We start from the raw sequence: 25,401 nt of genomic DNA, 5'->3' as shown, positions 1-25,401 counted from the left end.
GGTTCAAGACATTTGGTGGCGCGGGTGAGGCTTTGGCTCGCGGCTCAACCCTTCCGAGGCTTCGTCAACGGGCCTTGCGGCGGTCTGCGACACCGCGGGCTGCCGCATGATGCTCCGCGCGATCTCGTAATATTGCAGCGCCCGCTGCTCCAGCGTGAGATTGTCCAGGATGTAGCCGCGTGGATCGAACTCGCCCGCGGTGCACCCGGCCCAGAACTTGTCCCAGCCCGCCTCGAAGCCGGCGATGTCGGTGAACTTGACGCCGCAGCGTTCGTCCCAGTACGGCACCGACGATACCGGCGCGAACTGCACGCGGTGCGGATAATAATCGGGGTCGCGCCATGGCCCGCCCGGATCCCAGGCAAACACCGGCACACCGCAGGACAAGGCCTGTTGATAGGCGATGCCCTGGCTCTCGCTCTGGCATAGAAAAATCATCGCGCGCGAACGCGCGAGCGCAGCCTGATAATCTGCTTCCTTGTAGCTGCCGTAGCGCAGCTCAGTGAACGAGCGGCCTTCCTTGATGAGCCGGGCGCGCACGGGCTCGATCATCTCCGGCGCGTAGCGCTCGCGGTCCCAGTGCACCTTGTCGTAGATCAGGACATCGACGGTCTTTTGGGCTTGAGCCGACGGCGCCCAGAGATTCGTGTCGATGCCGACAGGCCAGGCCTCGGTATCGGGCCAATATGGCCGGTACATGTCGACGTACCAGGGACCGGGCACCACGACCTTCTTCACCGGCAGACGCTTGAACAGGTCAGGGTCGTCGAGCGGATGATTGTGGGCGGCAACGCCGAGCAGGATCGGGTTCCTCCATGCGAACTTGTCGAGCAGGAAGGTGCGCCCGATGATGCAGGCAAGCTCGTCGGGATGTTGCGCGATGTAGCCGTAATCGTTGACGCGGTAGCGGATGCCGAGCCGGTCGAGTCCCGCACAGAGATTGAGGAACACGCGCAGCTGGCCGCTCATCCGCGGCTCGCCGAGCAACAACCGGCGGGCGATGCGCCGCAGATGCCGATCGCCCGGAAACCAGCGGTCATCCTTGTCCTCGTAGAAGAGGTTCAGGATCATCGTATCGGGGGCGTGTTCGAACGTGTTTGCGGGCACTGGATTCCATCCGCGGCAGTCCGATGCGCATTCTCGCACGGGGCAGGCCGCCGCACTCTTCCAAATTTGCCACAGGCTTAATGCCAGCGGCTTAACGTTATTCTACGAAACAGGCGGCACACGAGCCTTCTCGGCAACGGTTCGAGTGCAATGTGAGTATCATCCGCGGACACCGGGCTTCGAGATCGCCAGCGTCACCAGCGCGGCACATGGGGCCTGGTTAACAGATCATTAAAGGCGAGCCGTAGCTTGATCACCGCCGAAGAGGTTCTCGAACTGCCGGCCGCCTCGCGCGCGGCGGCGCCAGCGCGCTTGCCGCTTCAGGTCGGCTCGACCACATCGGTATCGGTCGTCATTCCCGCCAAGAACGTTGCGGCCTATGTCGGCGAGACGCTCGCCAGCGTACTGGCGCAGCGCGAGGTGACCGAGGTGATCGTCGTGGACGACGGCTCGGACGACGAAACCGTTGCGATCGTCCGCGGCATGCGTGACCCGCGGCTGCACTTGATCCGCAACGATTCCGCTGGCGTATCGGCCGCACGCAATCTCGGCGCAAGGCGGGCAAGCGGCGAGTGGTTGCTCTTCCTCGATGCCGACGACCGCCTGCGCCCCGGCGCGGTGGCGGCGCTGCTCGCTGCAGCGCGCGGCGCGCCGCGCGCCGTTCTCGTCTATGGCGATTACAACACGATCGACAGCGAAGGCCGCCAGATCGGCCGACGCGGCCTCTTGAAGGGCCGTCGGAAGCCGTCCGGAGACGTGCTGACGCGGCTGGCCGCCGGCAATTTCATCGTCAATGGCGGCATCGCGCTCGCACGCGCGGAAGCTTTCCGTGCCATCGGCGGCTTCGATACGTCCCTCAAATATTGCGAGGACTGGCATTGCTGGTGCCGCCTCGCTGCGATCGGCGAATTCGAGTTCGCGCCGGAGTTGCTGCTCGATTATCGTCTTCACATCGCCAACACCATGAACGCCGCGGTCCGGACGCCAAAGGACTTCTTCCCGGCCATCGCGCGGGTGTTCGATGACGGATTGATCCTGGCGAGATTGCCCGAGCGCATGACAGCCGGGCTGCGCCTCGCCGCCGAGATTCATCTCGTCACCTATTCGGCGATGCAGGCGGTCCGCTTCGGCAGGTATCGCCAAGCATTCGCGTATCTTGCGATGATCGGCCGGCGGTCGCTTACATCGCTGCCACGCTCGGCGATCCGGGTCGCCCTCGCGCGCTTCGGCATCTAAAGCGCAAGGGCTTTAGGTTGAATCGCTTGCCATGGGCTCGTTGCAACCTCTCCCGCTTGCGGGAGAGGTCGCGCCGTAGGCGCGGGTGAGGGCTTTCTCCTCTAGGGGGCTATCTCATTGCGGAAACACCCTCTCCCCGGCCCTCTCCCGCAAGCGGGAGAGGGAGTGCACTTACCGTGTAGCAATCAACCTGATCTCATCATGCTCTAGTCGCCGCCGCCTCAAGACGCGATTTTCGAGGCCTCGTAAGGCTTCGGCTCGAGGCCGAGAGCCGCCAGGGCGGCGCCAAATGCAACCATCACGGGGTGCATCGCGACGACGCCTTTCGACGACGGCAACAAGGCCGCAGCGCGAAGGAGCGACAGCGGCAAGCGCCCCAACATCTGCGCGAACACCCGCGCCCGCGCTGCTACGCTCGGGGCGGCCTTGTACTGCACACGATAATTGATCGCGCCGATGCGCAGGCCGCGCTTTGCGATCCAGCCGAGGCTGGTGCGGTTGCGCGGCACGGTCTCGGTGATGACGGCCTCCGTCGTCCAGTGGAACAGCATGCCGGCGTCACGGCACCGCACGAAGAAGTCGCAATCGCCGCCGCCGAGAAAATTGAAGCGCAGGTCGAACGCGGGACGGTCGAACCGCTCGAAGGCGGCACGCGTGATCAGACAATTGCCGCAGCCGTAGATCAGCGGCACCGCACCGCTGTAGTCATAGGCTGGACAGAAGGCGGGATGACGCGAAAGCCAGGGCTTGCTGTCGTCGTCGAAGACCGGCAGCACCGGCCCGCCGACCACGTCGGCGCCGGTCGCCTCCGCGGTTCGGACCATCAGTTCGAGCCAGTCCGGCGAGGCGATCTCGTCGTCGTCGATCATCAGGAAACGGGTCGCGGCGGGAAACAGCTCCTGCGCCGTCTCGAAGGCAGCATTGATCGCCTGGCAATTTCCCTGTCGCTTCTCGAAAAGGCAGACGCCCTGGAGCCTTCCAGCGGCCAAGAACTCCGCGGCAACAGGCGCGCTTTCGCGCCGCACCGCATCGTTCTCGACCATGACGACGGCAAAGGAACGCGGGGTGCGCTGGCTCGCCAGCGATTCCAGCGTCAGGCGCAGGTGTTGCGGACGACGGAAGCAGGGAACACAGACGACGATGCCGACCGACAGGTCGATGACGCGAGAGCTCGCCACGATCTCCCGGTTGGGATCGCGCACGGCATCCGAGATGCGCGCGGCAGACAGGTCTGTCGGGATCAATGTCATGAGGTCTAGATGTCCGAGATGTATTGAAAAAGCCCTGCTTCGATCGCGCGTCCCACGACGGCACATCGCCGCGGGACAGATGCGTCTCAAAATGGACGGCTGCCGGTCGGTCCATGGCCACCAAGTTCGCCGCGCGTCATGCTGCAATTGGCGGTCCATGCGCCGACGCCAGCCCAACATGAACAATGCCGTAGTTAATGCGCATGCGCATTAACCGGGTCGTAAGCACTGCGACCGGTGAGACGATGCGGCATCGGATTTGCTCTTCGGGCAGGCGCATTTTTTCCTGTAAATTTGAATAGAACAAGCGCGGTCAGAGAATATGAACAAGCCAGCCACGATCGATTTCGCGACAGCCACGCCGATCCAAATCCCCGCGGCCACGCCATATGCCGAAGCGCTTCATGATCTCGTCCCCGGCGAAGCCCGCGACAGCCTGCTCACCGTCCATGACGTGCTGCGCCGCGAACTGCCGCAGGGACGGCTCGCCATCTATGAAGCCGGCGGCGGCTCGTGCAGCGTTCTGCCACCGGAATTACTGAGCCGCAGCAAGGTCACCGTCGTCGATATCGACGAGGACCAGGTCCGCAACAACACCTACGCCGACGAGGCGATCCTCGGCGATGTCCAGACCTATCGCTTCAACCGCGAGACCTTCGATCTTGTGATCTGCTACAACGTGATCGAGCATCTGCCTGATGTCGACGCCGCGCTGCTGAACTTCCGCGATGCGCTGAAGCGCGGCGGGATGATCCTGATCGGCGCACCCAATCCGCGCTCGATCTCCGGGTTCGTCACCAAATATTCGCCGCACTGGTTTCACGTCTGGTTCTACCGGCATATCCGCGGCATCAAGGACGCCGGCCTGCCGGGCGAGCCGCCGTTCCCGACCTTCTTCCATCCGCTGGTGACATTGCCCCGGCTCGAAGCATTCGCGGCCGCCAACGGCCTCGAGATGATCTATCGTCGTGAGGTCGAAAGTCCGCGCTATCCCGAGATGCGCCGGCGCAAGCCGCTGTTTGCGGCCCTGGTCGACGCCGGTGCAGCGGTGCTCAACGCCGTGCTGTCGCGCGGCACCGACGTCCGCCGCGGCGACTATCACGTCATCCTGCGGAGAATCTGACGGCGATGGCGCGTAGGCGGCCCATCACCGGACGAGCGGCGGCTCGCGGCCATGCTGCGCGCGGTAACGAACCGTTAATTCCTGGACGCGGCGAATATCGCGAGCGTCACGGTAACGTGCCGAGGGATGGCATGCGCTTAAACGCTTTGTTTGCCATTTCGGTGAATAGTCCCTCAATGAGTATGGTTAATTTTCCCTGTTGCGTTGATTGGGCACCTATATCCCGGGTGCGTGGCGTAAAGCGAAGAGTAACCCCTCAGCCCGCGGCAGTTGGAATGAAAGCTGGGGATCATGCTTGATTATAACCAGCCGATCGATCGAGCCAGACCGGAGGCCTCTGAGCGGAAGCCTCAAGTCGGCTTCAACGTGCTGGAGCTCGCCAATCTGCTCTGGCGGCGGAAGGTTCCGATCGCTGCGGCCGCCCTGCTCGGCGCGACGCTTGCCGTCACCATCGGCAAGAGCGTGACGCCCCGCTACACCGCCACCGCTCAGCTCTACGTCGACCCGCGCGAGCTTCAGCTCGTCGATCGCGAGCTCACGCCCCGGGCCCAGGACGTGTCCGGCATGGCCATGGTGGTGGAGAGCCAGGCGCGCATGATCACCTCCAACAGCGTGCTGCTCCAGGTGATCCAGCAGGCCGGTCTCGACAAGGATCCGGAATTCGGAGGCGGTGAGGCTGGGAGCCTGATGTCGTCGCTGCTCGGCCTGATCGGCCTGCAGCCCCGCGCGTCCTCCGCTGCGGAGACGAAGGAGGTGCAGCTTGCGGCGCTCGAGGCGCTAAACAGGCACATCGCCGTCCGCAAGACCGAGAAGAGCTTCATCGTCGACGTCGAGGTCTGGTCGACGGATCCCGCCAAGGCGGCGATGCTCGCCAACACGCTGACCAATGCCTATCTCGCGGAATCCCGCAAGTCGCAGGCTTCGGCGGCACGGCGCGCAACCAACGATCTCTCCAGCCGCCTGAAGGAGCTGCGCGACCGGCTGCGTAACGCCGAGACCGCGCTGGCGACCTACAAGGCCCAGAACAACTTCGTCGGCACCCAGGATGCGCTGATCAGCGATCAGCAGCTCTCCGCCAGCAACCAGCGGCTCTCCGCGGCCCGTGTGGCGACGATGGATGCGCAGGCGCGGCTCGACCAGATCGAGGCGAGCCGCCGCACCGCCGCCGATGCCGGCGCGATTCCAGAGGCGCTGCAATCGCCGACCATTGCGAACCTGCGCGCGCAATATGCCGACGCCCGGAAGAAATACGCGGAGCAGACCGGTGAGCTCGGCCCGCGCCATCCGGCGCTGCGCCAGACCGAGAAGCAGGTCGAGGACCTCAAGCGCACCATCAACGAGGAGATCGACCGCTTCGCCCAGTCCGCCAAGAACGATCTGACGCGCGCCCGGGATTTCGAGGCCTCGCTCAACCGCGCGCTGGAAGCGCAGAAGCGGCAGAGCGTCCAGCTCAGCCAGGCCGCCGTGCGCCTGCGCGAGCTCGAGCGCGAAGCCGATGCCAGCCGCGAGGTCTATCAGTCCTTTCTCAAGCGCTCGCGCGAGACCGAGGAGCAGGAGAGCCTGAACACCTCGGCCGCCCGCGTCATCGGCGAGGCGACAGTGCCGCAGCGCCGCTCGTTCCCACCGGCCATGAGCCTGTTCGCCATGATCGGCTTCATCTTCGGGGCGATCGCCGCATCGAGCTGGTTCGTTGTGGCAGACCTGCTGTTCGCCGGCGCAACCGCGCCTGCGACGCCGGCACCCGCCCGGCGTGAGCGCACGCCGGCGCCACAGGCGTCCCGAGCACCGGAGCTCGCGCGCGCTGCGGAGGTTGCTCAGCCGCGGCAGGCCTCGCGCGCTCCTGAAGCTGCGCCGTCAACGCCGGAGCTTGCCGCGCCGGCGCCGCAGCCTTCGATGGTCGAGCAGCCAGTGATCGAGAAGCCGCTGATCGCACGCTTCCAGGAGGCCGACGTCATCCATACGCTCGGCGCCATACTCCCCACAGGCGGAGGCGTCGATCTCACAAGGCTGGGTTGGCCGACGCTGCGCCCGGGCTTTCCCCTGACGAGCCTGCTCAACGCCTGGCGCGACATGCGCGCGGCGGTGGCGCGGCGCGCCGGTGGCAAGGCGATGCCGGTCGTCGCGCTCGTCGGTGCGGGCAGGACCAGCGGCCGCAGCGTGGCCGCGCTGAACTTCGCGCTGGCGGCCGCACGCGACGGCGCCCGCGTGCTGATGATCGATGCCGACCATCAGACGCGCTCGCTCTCGAACAGGGTGATCCGTCCCGGCAAGAGCGAGCCGAGCAGGCTCGGCTGGCTCTCGATCGGCAGCAAGGAGGCACGCGAGATCAAGACGGTCAACGGCATCTCGGTGCTGCCGGCCGCCGAAGGCGACGCCGGCAAGGCCGCCGATGCCATCCGCAAGGCGATTGCGCAGGCCCGTTCCGCCGGCGGCTATGATCTCGTGATCCTCGACGGCCCGACCATTCCGCTCGCGGCCGACGGCCGCAAGCTGCTCGACGACATCGACTCGCTGGTGGCCGTGCTGCCGACCAGCCTCGACGTCAACGACGGCCTGGAAGAGATCTTGACCGCGCTCGGCGAGGCCGAGCGCAAGCTCGTCGGCGTCGTGCTCGACGAGCTCACCCCTGCAATGCAAGCGCGTCAACGAGGCAGACAATATGCTTGAGCGCCGCGTCAACCTCGATGGACGGGCAGCAACTGCCGACGTGCCGAGAATCACCGTCGGCGGACTTCGCATGGCCGCGCTCGACCTGGAAGCCACCGCCGATTTTATGATCGAGGCGACGAATCCCGAGCATCGCATCGGCCGTCCGCTGTTCCTGACCTCGGCCAATGGCGAGGTGCTGGCGCGCTGCTCGACCGAGCCGCAGACCGAGCGCCTGTTCCGTGCCGCCGACTTGATCAACGCCGACGGTCAGCCGCTGGTCGCAGCTTCGAAGCTGCAATCCTGGTTCCCGCTCCCGGAGCGCGTCGCAACCACGGACCTGTTCCACATCGTCGCGCGCAAGGCCGAAGCCGCCGGCCGCACCTTCTACATGTTCGGCGCAAGCGAGCCCGAGAACGCCGCTGCGGTCGAGAACGTTCAGAGGATGTATCCACGTCTCAAGATCGTCGGGCGCAGCCACGGCTATCTGCGCGGCGAGGCGCTGCGTGCCAAGATCGAGGAGATCAACGCCCTGGCGCCGGATTATCTGTGGGTCGCGCTCGGTGTGCCCAACGAACAGGCATTCGTGAAGGAATTCACGCCGCAGCTGACCAATGTTGGCGTCATCAAGACATCCGGCGGATTGTTCAACTTCTTGTCAGGAAGCCGTTCCCGTGCGCCGCAATGGATGCAGAAGATCGGACTCGAATGGGCCTGGCGCACCTTGCTCGAGCCCCGCCGTCTGCTCTGGCGTTATTTGACCACCAACCCCCGCGCGTTTTATCTTCTCTTCAGCCGCAACCGCCCCCTCCGCTAAGAGAAGAGCAGAACACGACATGACCGACCGACCGACCGTCCTCGTCACCGGAGGCGCGGGCTATATTGGCTCGCATGCCTGCCGCGCATTGACTGCCGCCGGCTATCAGCCCGTCGTTTATGACAATCTCTCGACAGGTCATCGCAGCTTCGTATCCGGCCCGCTGGTGACGGGCGATCTGCTCGACGGCGCGGCGCTGGCGCGCGCCTTCGCCGACCACAAGATCACGGCGGTGATGCATTTCGCGGCGGCAAGCCTGGTCGGGGAATCCATGACGGACCCGCAGAAATATTACATCAACAACGTCCAGGGCACGCTGTCGCTGCTGCAGGCGATGCGCAACGCGGGCTGCCATCGCATCGTGTTCTCCTCGACCGGCGCGGTCTACGGCAACGCCGATTCCAAGGCGCTGCCGGAAGACTTTCCTTGCGCGCCGATCAATCCTTACGGCGCGTCGAAATTGATGATCGAGCGCATGCTCGCCGATTACCGCACGGCCTACGGCTTCGGCGCGTTCTGCCTGCGCTATTTCAATGCCAGCGGCGCCGATCCGGCCGGCGGCATCGGCGAGCTGCGCGACAACGAAACCCACCTCATTCCCCGCGCGATGATGGCGCTTCAGGGCCATGTCGAGTTCGCAGTTTTCGGCGACGATTACGACACGCCCGACGGCACCGCGATCCGCGACTACATCCACGTCACGGACCTTGCGGCGGCGCATGTCGCGGCTTTGAGGCTCTTGGAGCAAGGCGATGCCGGCGGCAGCTTCAACCTCGGCACCGGCTCCGGCTTTTCCGTGCGCGAGATCCTCGACGCCATCAGGCAGGAGACCGGGCGCGAGGTGCCGCACACGATCAAGCCGCGCCGCGCCGGCGATCCCACCTTTCTGGTCGCCGATCCCACTGCCGCCAGAAAGGTGCTGAACTTCGTCCCCCGTCACTCCGACCTGCCGACAATCGTCCGCACGGCCTGGGCCTGGCACCAGAAGGCGCATCCGTTCAGGCCGCGTTAGGCAATTGCGGCTCCAATTGCTTGCTTGCCGTGCCCTCCAGCGGCTAGAATGAATCATCGTGGCTGCGCCGGCGCATCGCCGACAGCCGCGCGTTCCGCATTGCCGACGACGACGTCGGCCTGCATGGTTCGGCCCTGTTGCACGAGCCGATTTTTCCGAGCGACGTGACGATCAAGTCAGCGTGTCGACCCGTCGTCGGACGCGATTCTGGGAGCATCGAGCATATGCATCAGGCTGCACGCCTGGAATTCGAACGCGTGATGGAGGAGTTCGTCCGCTGGCATGTCGTGCCGGTGGACGAGCGTTCGCCCGCGCCTGCCTGGTGGTGGGGCCCTGCGATGGCCGTGGTCGACGACCAGGAGCCGATGAGCCCAACGTGCTGCTGCGCGTTGAATCTGAGCGAAGGGACCAGCTTCGCCGCGGGCGCGCGCGCCATTCTCGCGCTGTTCACCGAGCAGACGTCACTGACGGGCCCCCAGGATTTCCCGAGCAAGGCCGAGGGGGAAGAGCACGACGTGCGCGAGCTGCACCCGCAGCCGTCAGATGACAGCGCGTTTCAGCCCTGAGGCTGCGTCTTCGCCGGCCGCTTCCGGCTGGAGCGGCGGCGCGACGGGCAGCACGGTGGGCCGCAACAGCTCGCCCATCTGCCGCGCCGGCAGCGGCTTGGAGACGAGGAAGCCCTGCATCTCGTCGCAGCCATGGGCGCGCAGGAACGCCTCCTGCTCGGCATTCTCGACGCCTTCGGCGACGACGGTCATGCCGAGGGCCTTGCCCATGCTGATGATCGCCTGCGCGATGGCCTGATCCTCCGAATCCTGCGGCAGGTCGCGCACGAAAGAGCGGTCGATCTTGATGGTGTCGATCGGAAAGTGCTTCATCAGCGACATGGACGAATAGCCGGTGCCGAAATCGTCGATGGCGAGACGGATGCCGCGGCTCTGGATGGAGTCGAGCACCTTCAGCGCGCGGCCGACATTGCGCATCATCATGCTCTCGGTGACCTCGAGCTGGAGCAGCACAGGCGACATGCCGGAGGCCGCCAGCGCCTCGTCGACGTCCTGCAACAGATGCTCGTCGGCAAATTGCCGCGGCGACAGGTTGACCGCCATCGACAGCGGCAGCAGGCCGCGGCGCTGCCAGGCCATGGCCTGCGCGCAGGCCTCTTTCAGCACCCAGCGGCCGATCGGCACGATCAGCCCGGTTTCCTCCGCAAGCGGAATGAACTGGGCCGGCGAGACGTTGCCCAGATCGGGATGCGCCCAGCGCAGCAGCGCCTCGACGCCCGTGATCTGACCGGTCGCCATGTCCACCTTGGGCTGGTAATTGAGCGAGAACTGCTCGCGCTCCAGCGCGCGGCGCAGCGCGCTCTCCAGCGACAGCCGCTCGATCGACTGCGTTTTCACCTCGTTGGAGAAGAAGCGATAGCCGTTCTTGCCATCCTCCTTGGCGAGGTACATCGCCATATCGGCGTTCTTGGTCAGGGTCTGCGCGTCGGAGCCGTTCGCCGGATACATCGCAATGCCGATCGAGGCGGTGGAATGGCACTCGTGGCCGGCCAGCTGCATGGGCTCGGCGAGCGCGGCGAGCAGCCCGGTCGCGATGCGCTGGACGTCCTCGATCTCGCCGCACTGGTCGAGGATCACCACGAACTCGTCGCCGCCGAGGCGCGCGACTACGTCGCTCGCCCGCAGGGCGCCGCGCAGGCGGTTCGCCACTTCGAGCAGGAGCAGGTCGCCGGCCTCGTGACCCAGCGAATCGTTGATGACCTTGAAGCGGTCGAGATCGATGAACAGCACCGCAAAGCGGTGATCGTGGCGTTGCGCCGCATCGATCGCCTCGCGCAACAGCCCGTTGAAGGTCTCGCGGTTCGGCAGATCGGTCAGGCTGTCGTGCGAGGCGAGGTATTCGATGCGCTCGTCGGCCTTGTTCTTCTCGTCCGCGCGATCGAAATTCTCCATCGCGAAGGAGACGTTGTCGGCGAGGCGCTGCAACAGCTCGACGAATTCGGGCGTGAAGGTCGCCGGTTCGGTCGACATGTAGATCATGACGCCGACCGCCTGGTCGTGCGCAATCAGCGGAAACGCGGCGCCCGACCGCGCGCCGTCCCTGCGCACGATGGGGTGGAAGACACGGACGCGGTCGTCGTTGAGATAGTCGTTGCTGATGCAGGGCTGGCGCGTGCGGAATGCCGTTCCGCTCATGCCGCGCCCTTCGGGCCGTTCGGGATCGATGGAGAGACGCACATTGCGCGTGGTGCCGGCGGACGGACCGGCGGCGGCGACGATCTCGAGCTGGTCCGTGCCGGGTCTGGCCAGGGCAATCGTGGTCGAAGTGAACTTGGCGCCGTTCGATGCCGCAAGGCAGACGAGGTCGAACAGCTCGGCACGCGACTTCGCGCGCATGATCGCCTCGTTGGTCGCGCTCAGGGCGGCGAACATGCGCGTCAGGCGCTCCTTCTGCGCTTCGGTGCGGTCCTTCTCCTCGGCGCGCTCGAAATTGTCGAGTGCGAAGGAGACGTTCTCCGCGAGGCGCCCGAGCAGCTCGACCAGATCGGGCGTGAACGTATTCTCTTCCGGTGCGAGGAAGAGCAGAATGCCAACCGGTTCCCGTCCCGCTCTCAGAAGCGGGAAGCTCGCCGCAGCCCGTGTTCCATCCTCGATGGCCTTCGCCCGCCAATATGCGGAGCGCGGCTCGTTCAGATAATCGTTCATCACACTGGGCCGGCACGTCCGCAGCGACGTCCCGATGATGCCCTGGCCCTCGGGATGGTCGGCGGAAATGATGCAGGTACGCCCGACCATTCGCTCCTGGAGACGTCCCGTCCCGGCGACGACCCGCACGACTTCGCGTGTCTCGTCAATGATCCCGATCGTCGCCGATGCGAACATGCCGCCGAGCACGGCCGCCTGGCAGGCAACTTCAAACAACTCCTCGCGGGTCTCGGCGCGCATGATCGCTTCGTTCGTGGCGCTCAATGCCGCGAACATGCCGCTCAGGCGGTCGCGTTGCTTGTCGGCTTTGGCCTTCTCATCGGCACGGTCGAGATTTGCGATCGCAAATGAGACATTGCGCGCGAGACGCTCGAGCAGTTCCACCAGCTCCGGCGTGAACGTGCCGACCTCGAGGGAATTGAACAGGAATACGCCCTCGACCCGGTCGCCGCTCAGCAACGGCAACGCAGCGGAGGACTTCACACCGGTACGTCGGGCACTCTCGTGCCACGGCTTGAGGCGGTCATCGGCCATCAGATCGTTGGCGAGGCAGGGCCGCCCGGTGCGGTAGCACGTGCCGGTCAGGCCGCGTCCCTCGGGTACGTTATCTGTGGTGGCGAATTTGAGCCTGCGCACCTCGTCCGAGTTTGGCCCTGCGGAGGCGACAACCCGCAGCCGCTCGGACGCAGGATCGGCGAGTGCGATCGTTGCCGATCCGAACTTGCCGCCTTGCACCGACGCTTCACAGACCAGATCGAACAGCTCGGCACGCGAGGTCGCCCGGATGATCGCCTCATTGGTGGCGCTCAGCGCGGCGTACATGCGCGCGAGCCGCTCCTCCTCGCGCGCGATCTCCGCCTTCTCCTGGTCGCGGTCAAAATTCTCGAGTGCAAAGCACACGTTCTCGGTGATGCGCAGCAACAGCGCGACGATGCCCTCGTCCTTCGCCCAGGACTTGCTGACGAAGAAGAACATCACGCCGACGCTGGTTCCGCGCTTGATCAGCGGCGCCACGACACAGGCGACCGATCCGGCATTGACGTTGGCCTGCTCCCAGATCGTTCCCTTGGTACGACCGGCGAGATCGTCTTCGACCATCGCCTTCTGGGTCCGGAAGACCTGGCCGGAGATGCCCTGTCCGTGAGGATTGTCGGGATCGATCGAGTAGCGCGCCTGCCTGATCAGATGAAGATTCTGGCCGGTCGCCGCGACCGGCGTCAGCCAGTGCGAATTCGGCTCGCGCAGCAAGACGAAGGTCGCGAGCGACTTGCCGTCGTGGACCGAGGCGTCGCACACCAATTGATACAGCTCCTGCTCGGACTTGGCGCGCAGGATGGCCTCGTTGGTGGCGCTGATGGCTCCGAACATGCGGTTGAGCCGCCGGGTCGCCCGCTCGCTGGTCTGGCGCGCGGTTTCGCGCGCGAAATTGTCCAGCGCGTAGGAAATGTTCGCCGACATGCGCTCGAACAGCGACACCATCTGCTCGTTCAGCGAGTTGGCCTCTCTCCGCGTCACATACAAGACGCCGACGCTCTTGCCGTTGCAGAGCAGCGGCAGCGCCGCGGCCGCACCGATATGGGCCTTGGCAGCGCCCTCGCGCCAGGCCAGCGAGCGCGGATCGTTCAGATAATCGTTGCTGACGCACAGCTTCTGATCGCGAAACGCCTCGCCGCCGACGCCGGACCCCTCCTGCGTGCCGGCTTCCGTCGTGATCACGATCGAACGCAGCCGCGGAATGTCGTCGCCACAGCCGGCCGCGAAGCACAACCTTCGGCCGTCCGGTTCGACCAGGAACACGGCGACGGCCAGAAAATCCCCGCTCGAAAACCCGGCGTCGCAGACCTTCTGGTACAGCTCCTCCGGCGATCTCGCGTAAAGAATCGCTTCATTGATGGCGCTCAGCGCCGCAAAGGTGCGCGCGAGTGTCGTCGGCACGATCTCAGCTCCCAGGCATTTCTGCCTATTTATCCCGGTGCCTTTTATGAGCGGCGATCGCCTAAGTGGTCGTTATTACGCGGCGCAAACCGTCGATCAAAGTGAACGAGCTGCGAACGGGCGCGACAAAACCGACGGGAATACCGCTGCGAGGCCGAGCCGTCGACGCAAGGCATGTTCCGTTTACCAATCTGCAGCCCCGTGTTGGTTTACGGGAGATTGATGTCGCGGTGCCCAGCACCTCCTTCAGAACGGCAGCGCCACGCTGGTCTTGATCTCCTTCAGCACCACGTTGCTGCGGACGTAGCGGATGCCGGGGATGCGGAACATGAACTCGTCGAGGAAGCGGTTGTAGGCTGCCATATCCTGGACGACGACGCGCAAATGATAGTCGGCGTCGCCGGTGGTCGCAAAACACTCCAGCACCTCACGGCGCTTGGTGACCCTCGCCACAAATTCGTCGACGAACTTCGCATCGTGCCGCTCCAGCGAGACGTGGAGGATGGCGGACATCGCAAAACCCGCCTGCTCGCGCGCGACCAGCGCCGCATAGCCCTGGATGACGCCGCTTTCCTCCAGCGCCCGCACCCGCCGCCAGCAGGCCGAGGTGGACATGCCGACCTCGTCGGCGAGTTGCTGGTTGGTGGCGCGGCCATCTCTCTGGAGATGGGCGAGAATGCGGGCGTCCTGCTCTTCGATCATGGGGGGCTCCAGTTCGAGCAGACCTACCAGATTGAATGCTCATATGCAAAATTCTACCGATTCTATGCGCTAGAGGGGATAAATAGGTAAGACCTACCAGCGGCGCGGGCATAACCTCCCAAACTGGGCAGGATGCCGCGCGAGGTCCGCCATGGACGCGATTCCGTCACTCGACACGTACGAACTCTCCGACCGCTACGAGCGTGAGGAGGGCCGCGTCTTCCTCACGGGCACGCAGGCCATCGTCCGCATCGCGCTCGACCAGGCGCGACGGGACCGTGCGGCCGGGCTCAACACCGCCGGCTTCATCTCCGGCTATCGCGGCTCGCCGCTCGGCGGCATCGATCTCGAGCTCTGGCGCATCCAGGAGCGGCTCAAGCGGGACCGCATCGAATTCCTCCCCGCCGTGAACGAGGACCTCGCGGCGACAGCTGTGCTCGGCTCGCAGCAGGTCGAGACGCAAGCTGACCGCGAGGTCGATGGCGTATTCGGGCTCTGGTACGGCAAGGGCCCGGGCGTCGATCGGTCCGGCGATGCGCTCAAGCACGGCAACGCCTACGGCTCCTCGCCGCATGGCGGTGTGCTGGTGGTCGCCGGCGACGACCATGGCTGCGTCTCCTCCTCGATGCCGCACCAGTCCGACGTCGCCTTCATGAGCTGGTTCATGCCGACGCTGCATCCTGCCGACGTCGGCGAATATCTGGCGTTCGGCGAATATGGCTACGCGCTGAGCCGCTTCTCGGGCATGTGGGTCGGCTTCAAGGCGATCTCCGAGATCGTGGAATCAGGCGCATCCGTCACGCTGCGCCCGCCGCGCATGTTCCGCACGCCCGACTTCACGCCGCCGCCCGGCGGCCTGCACTATCGCTGGCCCGATTTGCCGGGCCCGCAGATCGAGGAACGGCTGGAAGCCAAGAAGCACGCGGTCTACGCCTTCGCCAAGGCCAATCCGATCGACCGGCACATCTACGATATTCCCGGCGCCACCTACGGCATCGTCACGACCGGCAAGGCGCATTTCGACTTGATGGAAGCGTTGCGGCTGATGGGCCTCGATGAAGCGGCCTGCCGCCGCATCGGCATCGACGTCTACAAGGTCGGCATGGTCTGGCCGCTGGCGCTGCATGATGCGATGGAGTTCGTGAAGGGCAAGCGCGAGATCCTGGTGGTCGAGGAGAAGCGCGGCATCATCGAGAGCCAGTTCAAGGAATACTTTTACGACTATCCCGGCAGCAAGCCCGAGCGCATGGTCGGCAAGCACGACGAAACCGGTGCACGGCTGATCTCCTGGATCGGCGAATTGTCGCCCCGCGCGCTCGCGAGCGTGCTCGCGCGCCGGCTCGATCCGATGTTTCCGGGTCTCAGTCTCGCCGCGCGCGCGGCCGCCCTAATGCCGGAGGCCGCGCGCACGATCAATGTCAGCGGCGCGACCCGCACGCCCTATTTCTGCTCGGGATGTCCGCACAACACCTCGACCAAAGTACCGGAAGGATCGAAGGCGCTCGCCGGCATCGGCTGTCACTTCATGGCGAGCTGGATGGACCGCGAGACCTCCTCGCTGATCCAGATGGGCGGCGAGGGCGTGAACTGGGCAGCCTCGTCACGCTTCACCGGGCACAAGCACGTGTTCCAGAATCTCGGCGAAGGCACCTACTACCATTCCGGCTCGATGGCGATCCGGCAGGCGATCGCGGCCAAGGCCAACATCACCTACAAGATCCTGTTCAACGATGCCGTGGCAATGACCGGCGGCCAGCCGGTCGACGGTCCCATCAGCGTCCATGCGATCGCGCACAGCGTCCGCGCCGAAGGGGTGACGCGCATCGCGCTGGTGTCGGATGATCCCGCGCAGTTCTCGCCGTCCGACCTGCCAGCCGGCGTCACCATTCACCCGCGTGAGGAGATGGATGCCGTGCAGCGCGAGCTGCGCGAAGTTGCCGGCGTCTCGGTCCTGATCTATCAGCAGACCTGCGCCACCGAGAAGCGGCGCCGACGCAAACGCGGGCAGATGGCCGATCCCAAGCGCTTCGCCTACATCAACGATCTCGTCTGCGAAGGCTGCGGCGACTGCTCGGTCGAATCCAACTGCCTCAGCGTCGAGCCGAAGGAGACGCCGTTCGGCCGCAAGCGGCAGATCAATCTGTCGACCTGCAACAAGGATTTTTCCTGTCTGGACGGCTTCTGCCCGAGCTTTGTCACGATCGACGGCGCAACGCGGCGGAAGAAGAACGCGAGCCGGATCGATGCGGCCGGCCACGCCGCGACGCTCCCCCTGCCCGCGCCCGCAACGCTCGACCGGCCCTACGACCTGCTCGTGACCGGGGTCGGCGGCACCGGCGTGATCACGGTCGGCGCGCTGATCGGCATGGCCGCGCATCTGGAACGCCGCGGCGTTTCGGTACTCGACTTCACCGGCTTTGCGCAGAAATTCGGGCCTGTGCTGAGCTACATTCGCCTGGCGGCGAGCCCCGAGGCGCTGCACCAGGTTCGCATCGACCAGGGCGCTGCCGACGCGCTGATCGGCTGCGATCTCGTCGTCAGCTCCTCGCCGAAGGCCTCAGGCACCTATCGCCGCGGCACCCGTGCCGCCGTCAACACCGCGGAGATGCCGACCGGCGACGTGGTCCGCTTCCGCGACGCCGATCTCGCTGCGCCAAGCCGCCTGCGCGCAATCGGTCAGGCCATCGGCGAGCACAATCTCGACACGATCAATGCCAATGCGCTGGCCGAGCGCCTGCTCGGCGATGCCGTCTACGCCAACATCATCATGCTGGGCTTTGCCTGGCAGCGCGGTCTCGTCCCTGTTTCGTTGCAGGCGCTGCTGCGCGCGATCGAGCTCAACGGAGTCGCGGTCGAACGCAACCGGCAGGCCTTTGCCTGGGGCCGGATCGCCGCCGCCGATCCGGATTTTCTGCCGAAGGCGGACGATGTGTCCACGGTCGAGACGCTCGACCAACTCATTGAACGCCGCGCCGACTTCCTCACCGCCTATCAGGATGAAGCCTATGCCGCGCGCTACCGGGCGATCGTTGCGAAGGTCCGCCGCGCCGAGGCTGTCCTGAGCAGCGAGGCCATGACCGATGCGGTGGCTCGCGCCCTGTTCAAGCTGATGGCCTACAAGGACGAGTACGAGGTGGCACGGCTGCACATGCGAAGCGGCTTCTTCGACGAGCTGAAGCGCGAATTCGAGGACGGATTCAGCATCCAGTACCACCTCGCCCCGCCATTCCTGCAGTCGCGGCGCGATGCACGGGGACGTCCGCGCAAACGGGCCTTCGGCCAGTGGATTCAGGTGCCTCTGGCCATGCTCGCGCGCCTGAAGGGGTTGCGCGGAACGCCGTTTGATCCGTTCGGCTACACCGGGGAACGGCGCGCCGAGCGTGAGCTGATCGCCTGGTATGAAGGCCTGATCGAGCGGATGCTGGGCGAGCTCGACGCGGCGCGCCTTCCAGATCTCATTGCCATAGCCAAGGCCCCCATGAACATCCGCGGCTATGGGCCGGTGAAGGAGGCTGCGATCGCGCAAGTCAAGACCGAGGTCGAATCACGGCTCGGCCGGCCGGCAATGGCGCGAGCGGCCTGAGCACGGTGCCGCTCATGAATACGGATTGATCAGCTTCTGTTGCTCGGCGCTGTGGTGCACGAGCAGGTCGATGAAGGTCCTCACCTTCGCCGACAGATGATGACGATGCGGATAGACCGCGTTCATGGAGAGCTCGACGGTCCGATATTCCGGCAACAGGCGCACGAGGCGGCCGGCTTCGAGATCATCCTGAATGAGGAACCCCGCCATCAGGCAGATGGCGGCGCCCTCCAGCGCGACCTTGCGCAGCGCTTCCCCGCTATTGGTGACGAAGCTGCCGGAGACGCGCACCGAGGCCGGCGTGCCCTTGCGATCGAGGAACTGCCATTCGTCGCCGAACGGATAGTTCAAGTGCCGACCACAATTGTGCCCGGTGAGCTCGTCGAGCTTCTGCACCCGGCCGTGCTTTTCGATGTAATCGTGGGAGCAGCACAGCACGTGACGCCAAGTGGCAAGGCTGCGCACGATCAGGCTGGAGTCCGGCGGCGAAGTCATGCGCAGGGCAACGTCGTAGCCTTCCTCGATGAGGTCGACCTCGGCCTCGCCCATGCGCAGATCGATCTTGAGCTCCGGATAGGTCGACAGCAGTTTCGCCGCAATCGGCGCGACGAACGGCACCATGTGCGTGGCGACGTGAATGCGCAGCGTGCCGCGCGGCACCGACTGCAATTCGCTCGCGATGTCGTCGGCCTGTTCGATGTCGGCGAGAATCTGGACGCAGCGGTCGTAATAGGCCTTGCCGATCTCGGTCAGATTGACCTTGCGCGTGGTGCGGTGAAGCAGCCGCACCCCGAGCCGGTCTTCCAATGCCTGCACGTGATTGCTCACCATGGTGGTCGACATGTTGAGCTTGCGGCCTGCTGCGGAGAAGCCGCCGGTCTCGACCACCCGGCTGAACACTTCGAGGCTGGTCAATCGATCCATGGCTTTCCTTGCACTGGGATGTGCGCCTCAGCAGCAATCGCGCGACAGAGACGGCAATCGCCCTGGCGCAGCTGTGCGCCTGACCCGGTAGACATCACGGTGACGGCTTAGATTATCCACCCTCAATGGATAATCCTTCCAGAATTTAGCCGATTATCATCCGTGCCAGCAAGACCGATAGTCTCAGCGAGCTGACAGGAGACCGCAATGTCCGAAATGCCCCGCACCGAGACCTTCCAGGAAGCAACTGAAATCACTCGTGATTACGCCAAGGCGCCGCCCACTGCCCAGGCCCGGAACAGGGTCCGGCGCGCGGCCTTGGTGCTCGCGCTCCTCGCAGGCACGGCAACCATGGCCTACTACGGACACGATTACTGGACTAACGGCCGCTACCTCGAATCGACCGACGACGCCTATGTGAAGGCGGACTCCACGATCGTCGCGCCGAAGGTCTCCGGCTACATCGCCAAGGTGCTGGTCGGCGACAACGAGAAGGTTCGGGCGGGCCAGCTGCTGGCCAAGATCGACGACCGCGATTTCAAGGCGGCGCTCGACCAGGCGAAAGCCGACGTCGCTGCCGGCGAAGCCTCGGTCCGCAACATCGACGCCCAGCTCGAACTGCAGCAGCCGATCATCGAACAGAGCACTGCCGATGTCGCTGCTGCGGAGGCCAATCTGAAATTCGCGCAGGAGGAGCGCGCCCGCTACGACGACCTCATGAAGTCGGGCTCCGGCACGATCCAGCGCGCGCAGCAGACCGATGCGGCGCTGCGCGCCAGCAGCGCGCAATTGCAGCATGCCAAGTCCGGCCTCGTCGCCGCGCAGCGCAAGGTCGACGTGCTCACCACCCAACGCGCCCAGGCCGCCGCCCAGCTCGAACGCGCCCGCGCAGTCGCGCAGCAGGCGGCGCTGAATCTGTCCTATACGGAGATCACAGCTCCCGTGGACGGCACGGTCGGCGCCCGCAGCTTGCGGGTCGGCCAATACGTGCAAGCCGGCACGCAATTGATGGCGGTGGTGCCGCTCGACGCCGTCTATGTCATCGCCAATTTCAAGGAGACCCAGCTCACGCATGTGCGGCCGGGCCAGCCGGTCGAGCTGCACGTCGACAGCTTCCGCAACACCACCCTGCGCGGCCATGTCGACAGCCTGTCGCCGGCGAGCGGGCTCGAATTCGCACTGCTGCCGCCCGACAACGCCACCGGCAACTTCACCAAGATCGTGCAGCGCGTTCCGGTGAAGATCGTGCTCGACGACCACAATCTCACCGGCTTGCTGCGGCCCGGCATGTCCGCGGTACCGACCGTCGACACCAAACAGGCTGTGCTGGCCGAGCGCGACAGCGCAAAGCGTGTGGCTGACAACGCACCAAACCCAAACGGCGGCTGAAGCCGGCAGGCTCCGGCCGGACTGTCGAATCCGCAAGGATGATCCTTCCAGAACGTCCACGATGATCGAACCCACCCGCCTAACGCATCCTGTCTCCGTACCCGAGACGAGGCTTCCATGAGCACGCTCCAACCAGCCCTCAACGCCACCTCCGCCAATCTCGCCGTCCGTGCTGCGCCCACGGCGCCGGCGGTGTCCACAAAGACCTGGATCGCGGTGATCGGCGCCACGCTCGGCGCCTTCATGGCGGTTCTGAACATCCAGATCGTCAACGCCTCGCTCGCGGACATCCAGGGCGCGATCGGCGCCGGCATCGACGACGGCGGCTGGATCTCGACTTCCTACCTGATCGCCGAGATCGTGGTGATCCCGCTGTCGGGCTGGCTGGCGCAGGTGTTCTCGATCCGCATCTACCTGCTCACCAATGCGATCCTGTTCCTGGTTCTGTCCGCGGCCTGCGCATTGGCGCAGGATCTGTCGCAGATGATCGTGCTGCGCGCCATCCAGGGTTTTACCGGCGGCGTGCTGATCCCGATGGCCTTCACGCTGATCATCATGCTGCTGCCGCGCGCCAAGCAGCCGGTCGGGCTTGCGCTGTTCGCGCTGTCGGCGACATTCGCGCCGGCGATCGGCCCGACCATCGGCGGCTATCTCACCGAAAATTTCGGCTGGCAATACATCTTCTACGTCAACCTGGTGCCCGGCGTGATCATGGTCGGTATGCTCTGGTACGCGCTCGAGACGAAGCCCATGAAGCTGTCGCTGCTTCGCGAGGGCGACTGGGCCGGCATCATCACCATGGCGATCGGGCTGTCAGCGCTCCAGACCGTGCTGGAAGAAGGCAACAAGGACGACTGGTTCGGCTCGCCCTTCATCGTCAAGCTCTCGATCATCGCCGCCGTTGCGCTGACCGCCTTTCTGATCATCGAGCTCACGGTGAAGAAGCCGCTGCTCAATCTGCGCCTGCTCGTGCGCCGCAATTTCGGCTTCGGCATGCTCGCGAACTTCCTGCTCGGCATCGCGCTCTACGGCTCGGTGTTCATCCTGCCGCAATATCTGTCGCGCATCCAGGGCTACAATGCCGAGCAGATCGGCATGGTGCTGGCCTGGACCGGGCTGCCGCAACTCGTGCTGATCCCGCTGGTGCCGCGCCTGATGCAGAAGCTCGATGCGCGGATTATCATCGGCGTCGGCTTCGTTCTGTTCGCGGCATCCAACTTCATGAACATCGACATGACCAACGACTATGCCGCCGACCAGCTGCTGTGGCCCAATATCGTGCGCGCCATCGGCCAGGCGCTGGTGATGGCGCCGTTGTCGGCGGTGGCGACGACTGGCATCGAAGCGGAGAATGCGGGCTCGGCCTCCGGCCTGTTCAACATGATGCGCAATCTCGGCGGCGCCGTCGGCATCGCGCTGCTGCAAACCGTGCTGACCAAGCGCGAGCAATATCACTCCAACGTGCTGATGCAGTCGGTTTCTGTGTTCGAGGAGGCCACGCGCACGCGGCTCGAGCAGCTCACGCAATATTTCGTCAATCACGGCGTTCTCGACCGTGCGGACGCCGCGCATCGCGCCTATGTGGCGATCGGCCATATCGTGCAGAAGCAAGCCTTTATCTTCGCCTTCAGCGATACTTTCTACCTGCTCGGCATGGCGCTGATCGTTGCCCTCGTCGCCGTATTCTTTCTGAAGAAGCCCGGCCAGGTCTCGGCCGGTGGAGCCCACTGATCAACCAAAGAAAAGGAGAACGACCATGAAGCCCCGCATGAACTACTACCAGGCCGCGCCCGATACGATCAAAGCGCTGCTGGCGCTGGAAGAGCAGATCCAGTCGACGGGCCTGGAGAAATCGCTGATCGAGCTGGTCAAGATCCGGGCGTCGCAGATCAACGGCTGCGCGTTCTGCATCAACATGCACACCGAGGATGCCCGCAAGCGCGGCGAGACCGAGCAGCGCATTTACCTGCTCAACGCCTGGCGCGAATCCCCGCTCTATTCCGACCGCGAGCGCGCCGCGCTAGCCTGGACCGAAGCGGTGACGCTGATCGCCGAGACGCATGCGCCCGACGAGACTTACGAACAGGTCCGGGCGCAGTTCTCCGAGGAGGAGACGGTGAACCTGACCATGCTGATCGGGGCCATCAATGCCTGGAACAGGATCGCGATCGCGTTCCGCGCGGTCCATCCGGTGAAGGTGAAGGCGTCGGTGGCGTGATCTGACCAAAACGGCCAGCTTCCTCGCGGCGACAACCCCTCACCCCACCCTCTCCCCGTAAGAACGGGGCGAGGGAGAGAGAGAGCGACGCGTTCCTCACCGCAATAATCCAAGTGAAGAGTCCATCTCGGCGCACTCAACCTCTCCCCGCTCTTCTGCGGGGAGAGGTCGGATCGCGTAGCGATCCGGGTGAGGGGCAGGGCAATACGTGGCCTAGCGAAAAGTACGTCCGACTCGCAAAGCTTCTCAGACCGCCGTCGCCTTGGCGAACTCCACGTAGATCTCGCGAAGGCGCGTCGCCATCGGGCCGGGCTTGCCGTCGCCGATCGTCTTGCCATCGATGGCGACCACCGGCTGCACGAAGGAGGATGCGCTGGTGATGAAGGCTTCCTTGGCGGCGAGCGCTTCGGCGACCGTAAAGGAGCGTTCCTCGACGCGAAGCTGGCGCTCCTCGGCAAGCGCGATCACGGCCTTGCGGGTGCAGCCGGGCAGGATCGCGTTGGAGTTCTGGCGGGTGACGATGACGTCGTCCTTGGTCAGGATGAACGCCGTGGACGAGCCGCCTTCGGTGACGTAGCCGTCCTGCAGCATCCAGGCTTCGCCGGCGCCGGCTTCCGCCGCGGCCTGCTTCGCCAGCACTTGCGCAAGCAGCGCCACGCTCTTGATGTCGCGGCGCTCCCAGCGGATGTCGGGCACCGTGATGACGTTGATGCCGGTCTTGGCCACCGCGGCGTTGATGATGTCCTTCTCGGACGTGAACATCACCAGGCTCGACTTGACGCCAGCCTTGGGAAACGGGAAGTCGCGCCCCTTGTCGGCGCCGCGCGTCACCTGGAGATAGACGAGGCCGTTCACGAGCTTGTTGCGCGCGATCAGCTCCTTCTGCAGTTCGGTGATACGCTCGATGGTCTCCGGCAGCTTCAGCTTGATCTCCCCGACGGACCGCTCCAGCCGGGCCAGATGCGAGGCATTGTCGACCAGCTTGCCGTCGAGCACGGCCGAGACCTCGTAGATGCCGTCGGCGAACAGGAAGCCGCGGTCGAGCACCGAGATCTTGGCTTCGGAGAGCGGGACGAATGAGCCGTTGACGTAGGCGATCGAGTCCAAGGCAGGTCTCCTGGGAGGGAAGGGGGAATTGCCTGTTCGTATATGGGATTTGGTGGCGCCACGAAACCCTCAACCTGTCATTCCGGGGCGGCGCGCAGCGACGAGCTTTGATGCGCAACTGCGCATCTGAGAATCCATAACCCCGGCTGGTGGTTATGGATTCCGGGCCCGCGCCAGGAGGCGCGTCCCGGAATGACAGAGGAGCTAATGCGACAGAATCTTCGACAAGAACTTCTGCGCGCGGTCGCTGCGGGGCTTACCGAAGAAATCGTCCTTCGCTGCGTCCTCGACGATCTCGCCGCGGTCCATGAAGATGACGCGGTTGGCGACCTTGCGGGCAAAACCCATCTCGTGAGTCACGACCATCATGGTCATGCCCTCGCGGGCAAGATCGACCATGACGTCGAGCACCTCGCTGACCATTTCCGGATCGAGCGCCGAGGTCGGCTCGTCGAACAGCATCACGATCGGATCCATCGCGAGCGCGCGTGCGATGGCGACGCGCTGCTGCTGGCCGCCGGAGAGCTGCGCCGGGAATTTCTGCGCCTGCTCCTTCAAGCCGACGCGCTCGAGCAGCTGCATGCCCTTGGCCTGCGCCTTGTCATGCCCCCTGCCCAGCACCTTCTCCTGCGCCAGGCAGAGATTGTCGATGATCTTGAGGTGCGGAAACAGCTCGAAATGCTGGAACACCATGCCGACGCGCGAGCGCAGCTTCGGCAGATCGGTCTTGGGATCGTTGACCTTGGTGCCGTCGACCAAGATGTCGCCGCTCTGGAACGGCTCCAGCGCATTGACGCATTTGATCAGCGTCGACTTGCCCGAGCCCGAGGGGCCGCAGACCACGACCACCTCGCCCTTGGTGACATTGGTGGTGCAGTCGGTCAGCACCTGGAAGGTGGGGCTGTACCATTTGTTGACATGGCTGATTTCGATCATGATCGACACGCTCTATCGAATGATGGCGATGCGCGCCTGCAGGCGGCGGACGCCGTAGGACGCGATACAGGAAATGGTGAAGTAGACGATCGCAGCGAACAGATACATCTCGACCAGGCGGCCGTCGCGCTGCGCCACCTTGCTCGCCGCGCCCAGAAAGTCCGTGATCGACAGGACGTAGACCAGCGAAGTGTCCTGGAACAGCACGATGGTCTGCGTGATCAGCACCGGCAGCATGTTGCGGAAGGCCTGCGGCAGCACGACGTAGCGCATGGTCTGCGCGTAGGTCAGCCCCAGCGCGCTGGCCGCGGCCGGCTGGCCGCGCGAGATTGACTGGATGCCGGCGCGCATAATCTCGGAGAAATACGCCGCCTCGAACATGATGAAAGTAATCAGCGAGGACGCGAAGGCGCCGACGCTGATCGGGCGCGAGGCGCCCGTCACCCACTGCCCGATATAGGGCACCAGGAAGTAGAACCAGAAGATCACCAGCACCAACGGCAGCGAGCGCATGAAGTCGACATAGACGCCGGCGATGCGGCCGAGGATCTTGAAGCCGGACAGGCGCATTAGGGCGAGCGCCGTACCGAAGATGAGGCCGCCGAGGGCGGCGAGTGCCGTCAGCGTCAGTGTGAACGTCATGCCCTCGTAGAACAGATAGGGCAGCGCACGGCGGATAACGTCGAAATCGAGATTGCCGAACAT

General features: G+C 64.9%; 18 protein-coding genes. 10 read left to right on the top strand and 8 right to left on the bottom strand.

Features of this window, described 5'->3' with window-relative positions:
- Nucleotides 1-3: 3 nt before the first annotated feature.
- Nucleotides 4-1,107 carry a glycosyltransferase gene (locus tag HZZ16_RS19155; protein ID WP_197950553.1) on the bottom strand — a complete coding sequence of 368 codons (1,104 nt, stop codon included), beginning with the start codon at nt 1,105-1,107 and terminating at the stop codon, nt 4-6.
- A gap of 249 nt (nt 1,108-1,356) precedes the next feature.
- Here HZZ16_RS19155 and HZZ16_RS19150 point away from each other — a divergent pair, with 249 nt between their 5' ends.
- Nucleotides 1,357-2,343 (top strand): glycosyltransferase, encoded by a 987-nt coding sequence (locus HZZ16_RS19150; protein WP_197950551.1) that lies wholly within the window; start codon nt 1,357-1,359, stop codon nt 2,341-2,343.
- Between the two features lie 221 nt (nt 2,344-2,564).
- Here the strand turns inward: HZZ16_RS19150 and HZZ16_RS19145 are convergent, their stop codons facing one another.
- Nucleotides 2,565-3,593 (bottom strand): glycosyltransferase family 2 protein, encoded by a 1,029-nt coding sequence (locus tag HZZ16_RS19145; RefSeq protein WP_197950549.1) that lies wholly within the window; start codon nt 3,591-3,593, stop codon nt 2,565-2,567.
- A 322-nt stretch (nt 3,594-3,915) separates the two neighbouring features.
- Between HZZ16_RS19145 and HZZ16_RS19140 the strand changes: the two genes are divergently transcribed.
- From HZZ16_RS19140 to HZZ16_RS19120, 5 genes are all read left to right on the top strand, one after another.
- On the top strand, nt 3,916-4,716 hold the full coding sequence (locus HZZ16_RS19140) for a class I SAM-dependent methyltransferase (RefSeq protein ID WP_197950547.1): 801 nt from the start codon (nt 3,916-3,918) through the stop codon (nt 4,714-4,716).
- A gap of 291 nt (nt 4,717-5,007) precedes the next feature.
- Nucleotides 5,008-7,383: an exopolysaccharide transport family protein gene (locus HZZ16_RS19135; RefSeq protein WP_197950545.1), complete on the top strand. Its 2,376-nt coding sequence runs from the start codon at nt 5,008-5,010 to the stop codon at nt 7,381-7,383.
- Nucleotides 7,376-8,179 carry a WecB/TagA/CpsF family glycosyltransferase gene (locus tag HZZ16_RS19130; protein ID WP_197950543.1) on the top strand — a complete coding sequence of 268 codons (804 nt, stop codon included), beginning with the start codon at nt 7,376-7,378 and terminating at the stop codon, nt 8,177-8,179. Before HZZ16_RS19135 ends, HZZ16_RS19130 begins: the two co-directional genes overlap by 8 nt.
- A 19-nt stretch (nt 8,180-8,198) precedes the next feature.
- The gene (galE, locus tag HZZ16_RS19125) at nt 8,199-9,191 is read left to right on the top strand and encodes a UDP-glucose 4-epimerase GalE (RefSeq protein ID WP_197950539.1); all 993 of its coding nucleotides are present in this window, start codon (nt 8,199-8,201) and stop codon (nt 9,189-9,191) included.
- 224 nt (nt 9,192-9,415) lie between these two features.
- A complete protein-coding gene (locus HZZ16_RS19120) occupies nt 9,416-9,757 on the top strand; it encodes a hypothetical protein (RefSeq protein ID WP_197950537.1) in 342 nt (113 codons plus the stop codon).
- Here the strand turns inward: HZZ16_RS19120 and HZZ16_RS19115 are convergent.
- Together HZZ16_RS19115 and HZZ16_RS19110 are read right to left on the bottom strand one after the other, a co-directional pair.
- Nucleotides 9,731-13,837 carry a bifunctional diguanylate cyclase/phosphodiesterase gene (locus HZZ16_RS19115; RefSeq protein ID WP_197950535.1) on the bottom strand — a complete coding sequence of 1,369 codons (4,107 nt, stop codon included), beginning with the start codon at nt 13,835-13,837 and terminating at the stop codon, nt 9,731-9,733. The two genes, HZZ16_RS19120 and HZZ16_RS19115, sit on opposite strands and share 27 nt — an antisense overlap.
- Nucleotides 13,838-14,083: 246 nt before the next feature.
- Nucleotides 14,084-14,539, bottom strand: coding sequence for an Lrp/AsnC family transcriptional regulator (locus HZZ16_RS19110; RefSeq protein ID WP_197950533.1), 456 nt, complete (start codon nt 14,537-14,539; stop codon nt 14,084-14,086).
- A 151-nt stretch (nt 14,540-14,690) separates the two neighbouring features.
- On the opposite strand from HZZ16_RS19110, the gene HZZ16_RS19105 reads away from it, so the two are divergent.
- Nucleotides 14,691-18,122 carry an indolepyruvate ferredoxin oxidoreductase family protein gene (locus tag HZZ16_RS19105; RefSeq protein WP_197950531.1) on the top strand — a complete coding sequence of 1,144 codons (3,432 nt, stop codon included), beginning with the start codon at nt 14,691-14,693 and terminating at the stop codon, nt 18,120-18,122.
- A gap of 12 nt (nt 18,123-18,134) precedes the next feature.
- Here the strand turns inward: HZZ16_RS19105 and HZZ16_RS19100 are convergent, their stop codons facing one another.
- On the bottom strand, nt 18,135-19,046 hold the full coding sequence (locus HZZ16_RS19100) for a LysR family transcriptional regulator (RefSeq protein ID WP_197950529.1): 912 nt from the start codon (nt 19,044-19,046) through the stop codon (nt 18,135-18,137).
- Nucleotides 19,047-19,253: 207 nt separating this feature from the next.
- Here HZZ16_RS19100 and HZZ16_RS19095 point away from each other — a divergent pair, with 207 nt between their 5' ends.
- From HZZ16_RS19095 to HZZ16_RS19085, 3 genes are all read left to right on the top strand, one after another.
- A complete protein-coding gene (locus HZZ16_RS19095; protein ID WP_197950527.1) occupies nt 19,254-20,435 on the top strand; it encodes an HlyD family secretion protein in 1,182 nt (393 codons plus the stop codon).
- A gap of 117 nt (nt 20,436-20,552) precedes the next feature.
- Nucleotides 20,553-22,166: an MDR family MFS transporter gene (locus tag HZZ16_RS19090; RefSeq protein WP_197950525.1), complete on the top strand. Its 1,614-nt coding sequence runs from the start codon at nt 20,553-20,555 to the stop codon at nt 22,164-22,166.
- Nucleotides 22,167-22,191: 25 nt separating this feature from the next.
- Nucleotides 22,192-22,653, top strand: coding sequence for a carboxymuconolactone decarboxylase family protein (locus HZZ16_RS19085; protein ID WP_197950523.1), 462 nt, complete (start codon nt 22,192-22,194; stop codon nt 22,651-22,653).
- Nucleotides 22,654-22,899: 246 nt separating this feature from the next.
- Here the strand turns inward: HZZ16_RS19085 and HZZ16_RS19080 are convergent, their stop codons facing one another.
- From HZZ16_RS19080 to HZZ16_RS19070, 3 genes are all read right to left on the bottom strand, one after another.
- A complete protein-coding gene (locus HZZ16_RS19080) occupies nt 22,900-23,760 on the bottom strand; it encodes a D-amino-acid transaminase (RefSeq protein WP_197950521.1) in 861 nt (286 codons plus the stop codon).
- A 204-nt stretch (nt 23,761-23,964) separates the two neighbouring features.
- Nucleotides 23,965-24,696 (bottom strand): amino acid ABC transporter ATP-binding protein, encoded by a 732-nt coding sequence (locus HZZ16_RS19075; RefSeq protein ID WP_035997285.1) that lies wholly within the window; start codon nt 24,694-24,696, stop codon nt 23,965-23,967.
- A gap of 12 nt (nt 24,697-24,708) precedes the next feature.
- A complete protein-coding gene (locus HZZ16_RS19070) occupies nt 24,709-25,401 on the bottom strand; it encodes an amino acid ABC transporter permease (protein ID WP_197950519.1) in 693 nt (230 codons plus the stop codon).

This window comes from Bradyrhizobium glycinis (assembly GCF_016031655.1).
Lineage (GTDB): Bacteria > Pseudomonadota > Alphaproteobacteria > Rhizobiales > Xanthobacteraceae > Bradyrhizobium > Bradyrhizobium glycinis.
Note: the sequence above shows the minus strand (reverse complement) of the source record. Positions and strands in the feature narration are given on the sequence as shown.

Coding starts and splice junctions, on each gene's coding strand:
- HZZ16_RS19145 (WP_197950549.1), bottom strand. CDS start 3,593: ATGACATTGATCCCGACAGACCTGTCTGCCGCGCGCATCTCGGATGCC.
- HZZ16_RS19140 (WP_197950547.1), top strand. CDS start 3,916: ATGAACAAGCCAGCCACGATCGATTTCGCGACAGCCACGCCGATCCAA.
- HZZ16_RS19135 (WP_197950545.1), top strand. CDS start 5,008: ATGCTTGATTATAACCAGCCGATCGATCGAGCCAGACCGGAGGCCTCT.
- HZZ16_RS19130 (WP_197950543.1), top strand. CDS start 7,376: ATGCTTGAGCGCCGCGTCAACCTCGATGGACGGGCAGCAACTGCCGAC.
- galE (WP_197950539.1), top strand. CDS start 8,199: ATGACCGACCGACCGACCGTCCTCGTCACCGGAGGCGCGGGCTATATT.
- HZZ16_RS19120 (WP_197950537.1), top strand. CDS start 9,416: ATGCATCAGGCTGCACGCCTGGAATTCGAACGCGTGATGGAGGAGTTC.
- HZZ16_RS19110 (WP_197950533.1), bottom strand. CDS start 14,539: ATGATCGAAGAGCAGGACGCCCGCATTCTCGCCCATCTCCAGAGAGAT.
- HZZ16_RS19105 (WP_197950531.1), top strand. CDS start 14,691: ATGGACGCGATTCCGTCACTCGACACGTACGAACTCTCCGACCGCTAC.
- HZZ16_RS19100 (WP_197950529.1), bottom strand. CDS start 19,046: ATGGATCGATTGACCAGCCTCGAAGTGTTCAGCCGGGTGGTCGAGACC.
- HZZ16_RS19095 (WP_197950527.1), top strand. CDS start 19,254: ATGTCCGAAATGCCCCGCACCGAGACCTTCCAGGAAGCAACTGAAATC.
- HZZ16_RS19090 (WP_197950525.1), top strand. CDS start 20,553: ATGAGCACGCTCCAACCAGCCCTCAACGCCACCTCCGCCAATCTCGCC.
- HZZ16_RS19085 (WP_197950523.1), top strand. CDS start 22,192: ATGAAGCCCCGCATGAACTACTACCAGGCCGCGCCCGATACGATCAAA.
- HZZ16_RS19075 (WP_035997285.1), bottom strand. CDS start 24,696: ATGATCGAAATCAGCCATGTCAACAAATGGTACAGCCCCACCTTCCAG.
- HZZ16_RS19070 (WP_197950519.1), bottom strand. CDS start 25,401: ATGTTCGGCAATCTCGATTTCGACGTTATCCGCCGTGCGCTGCCCTAT.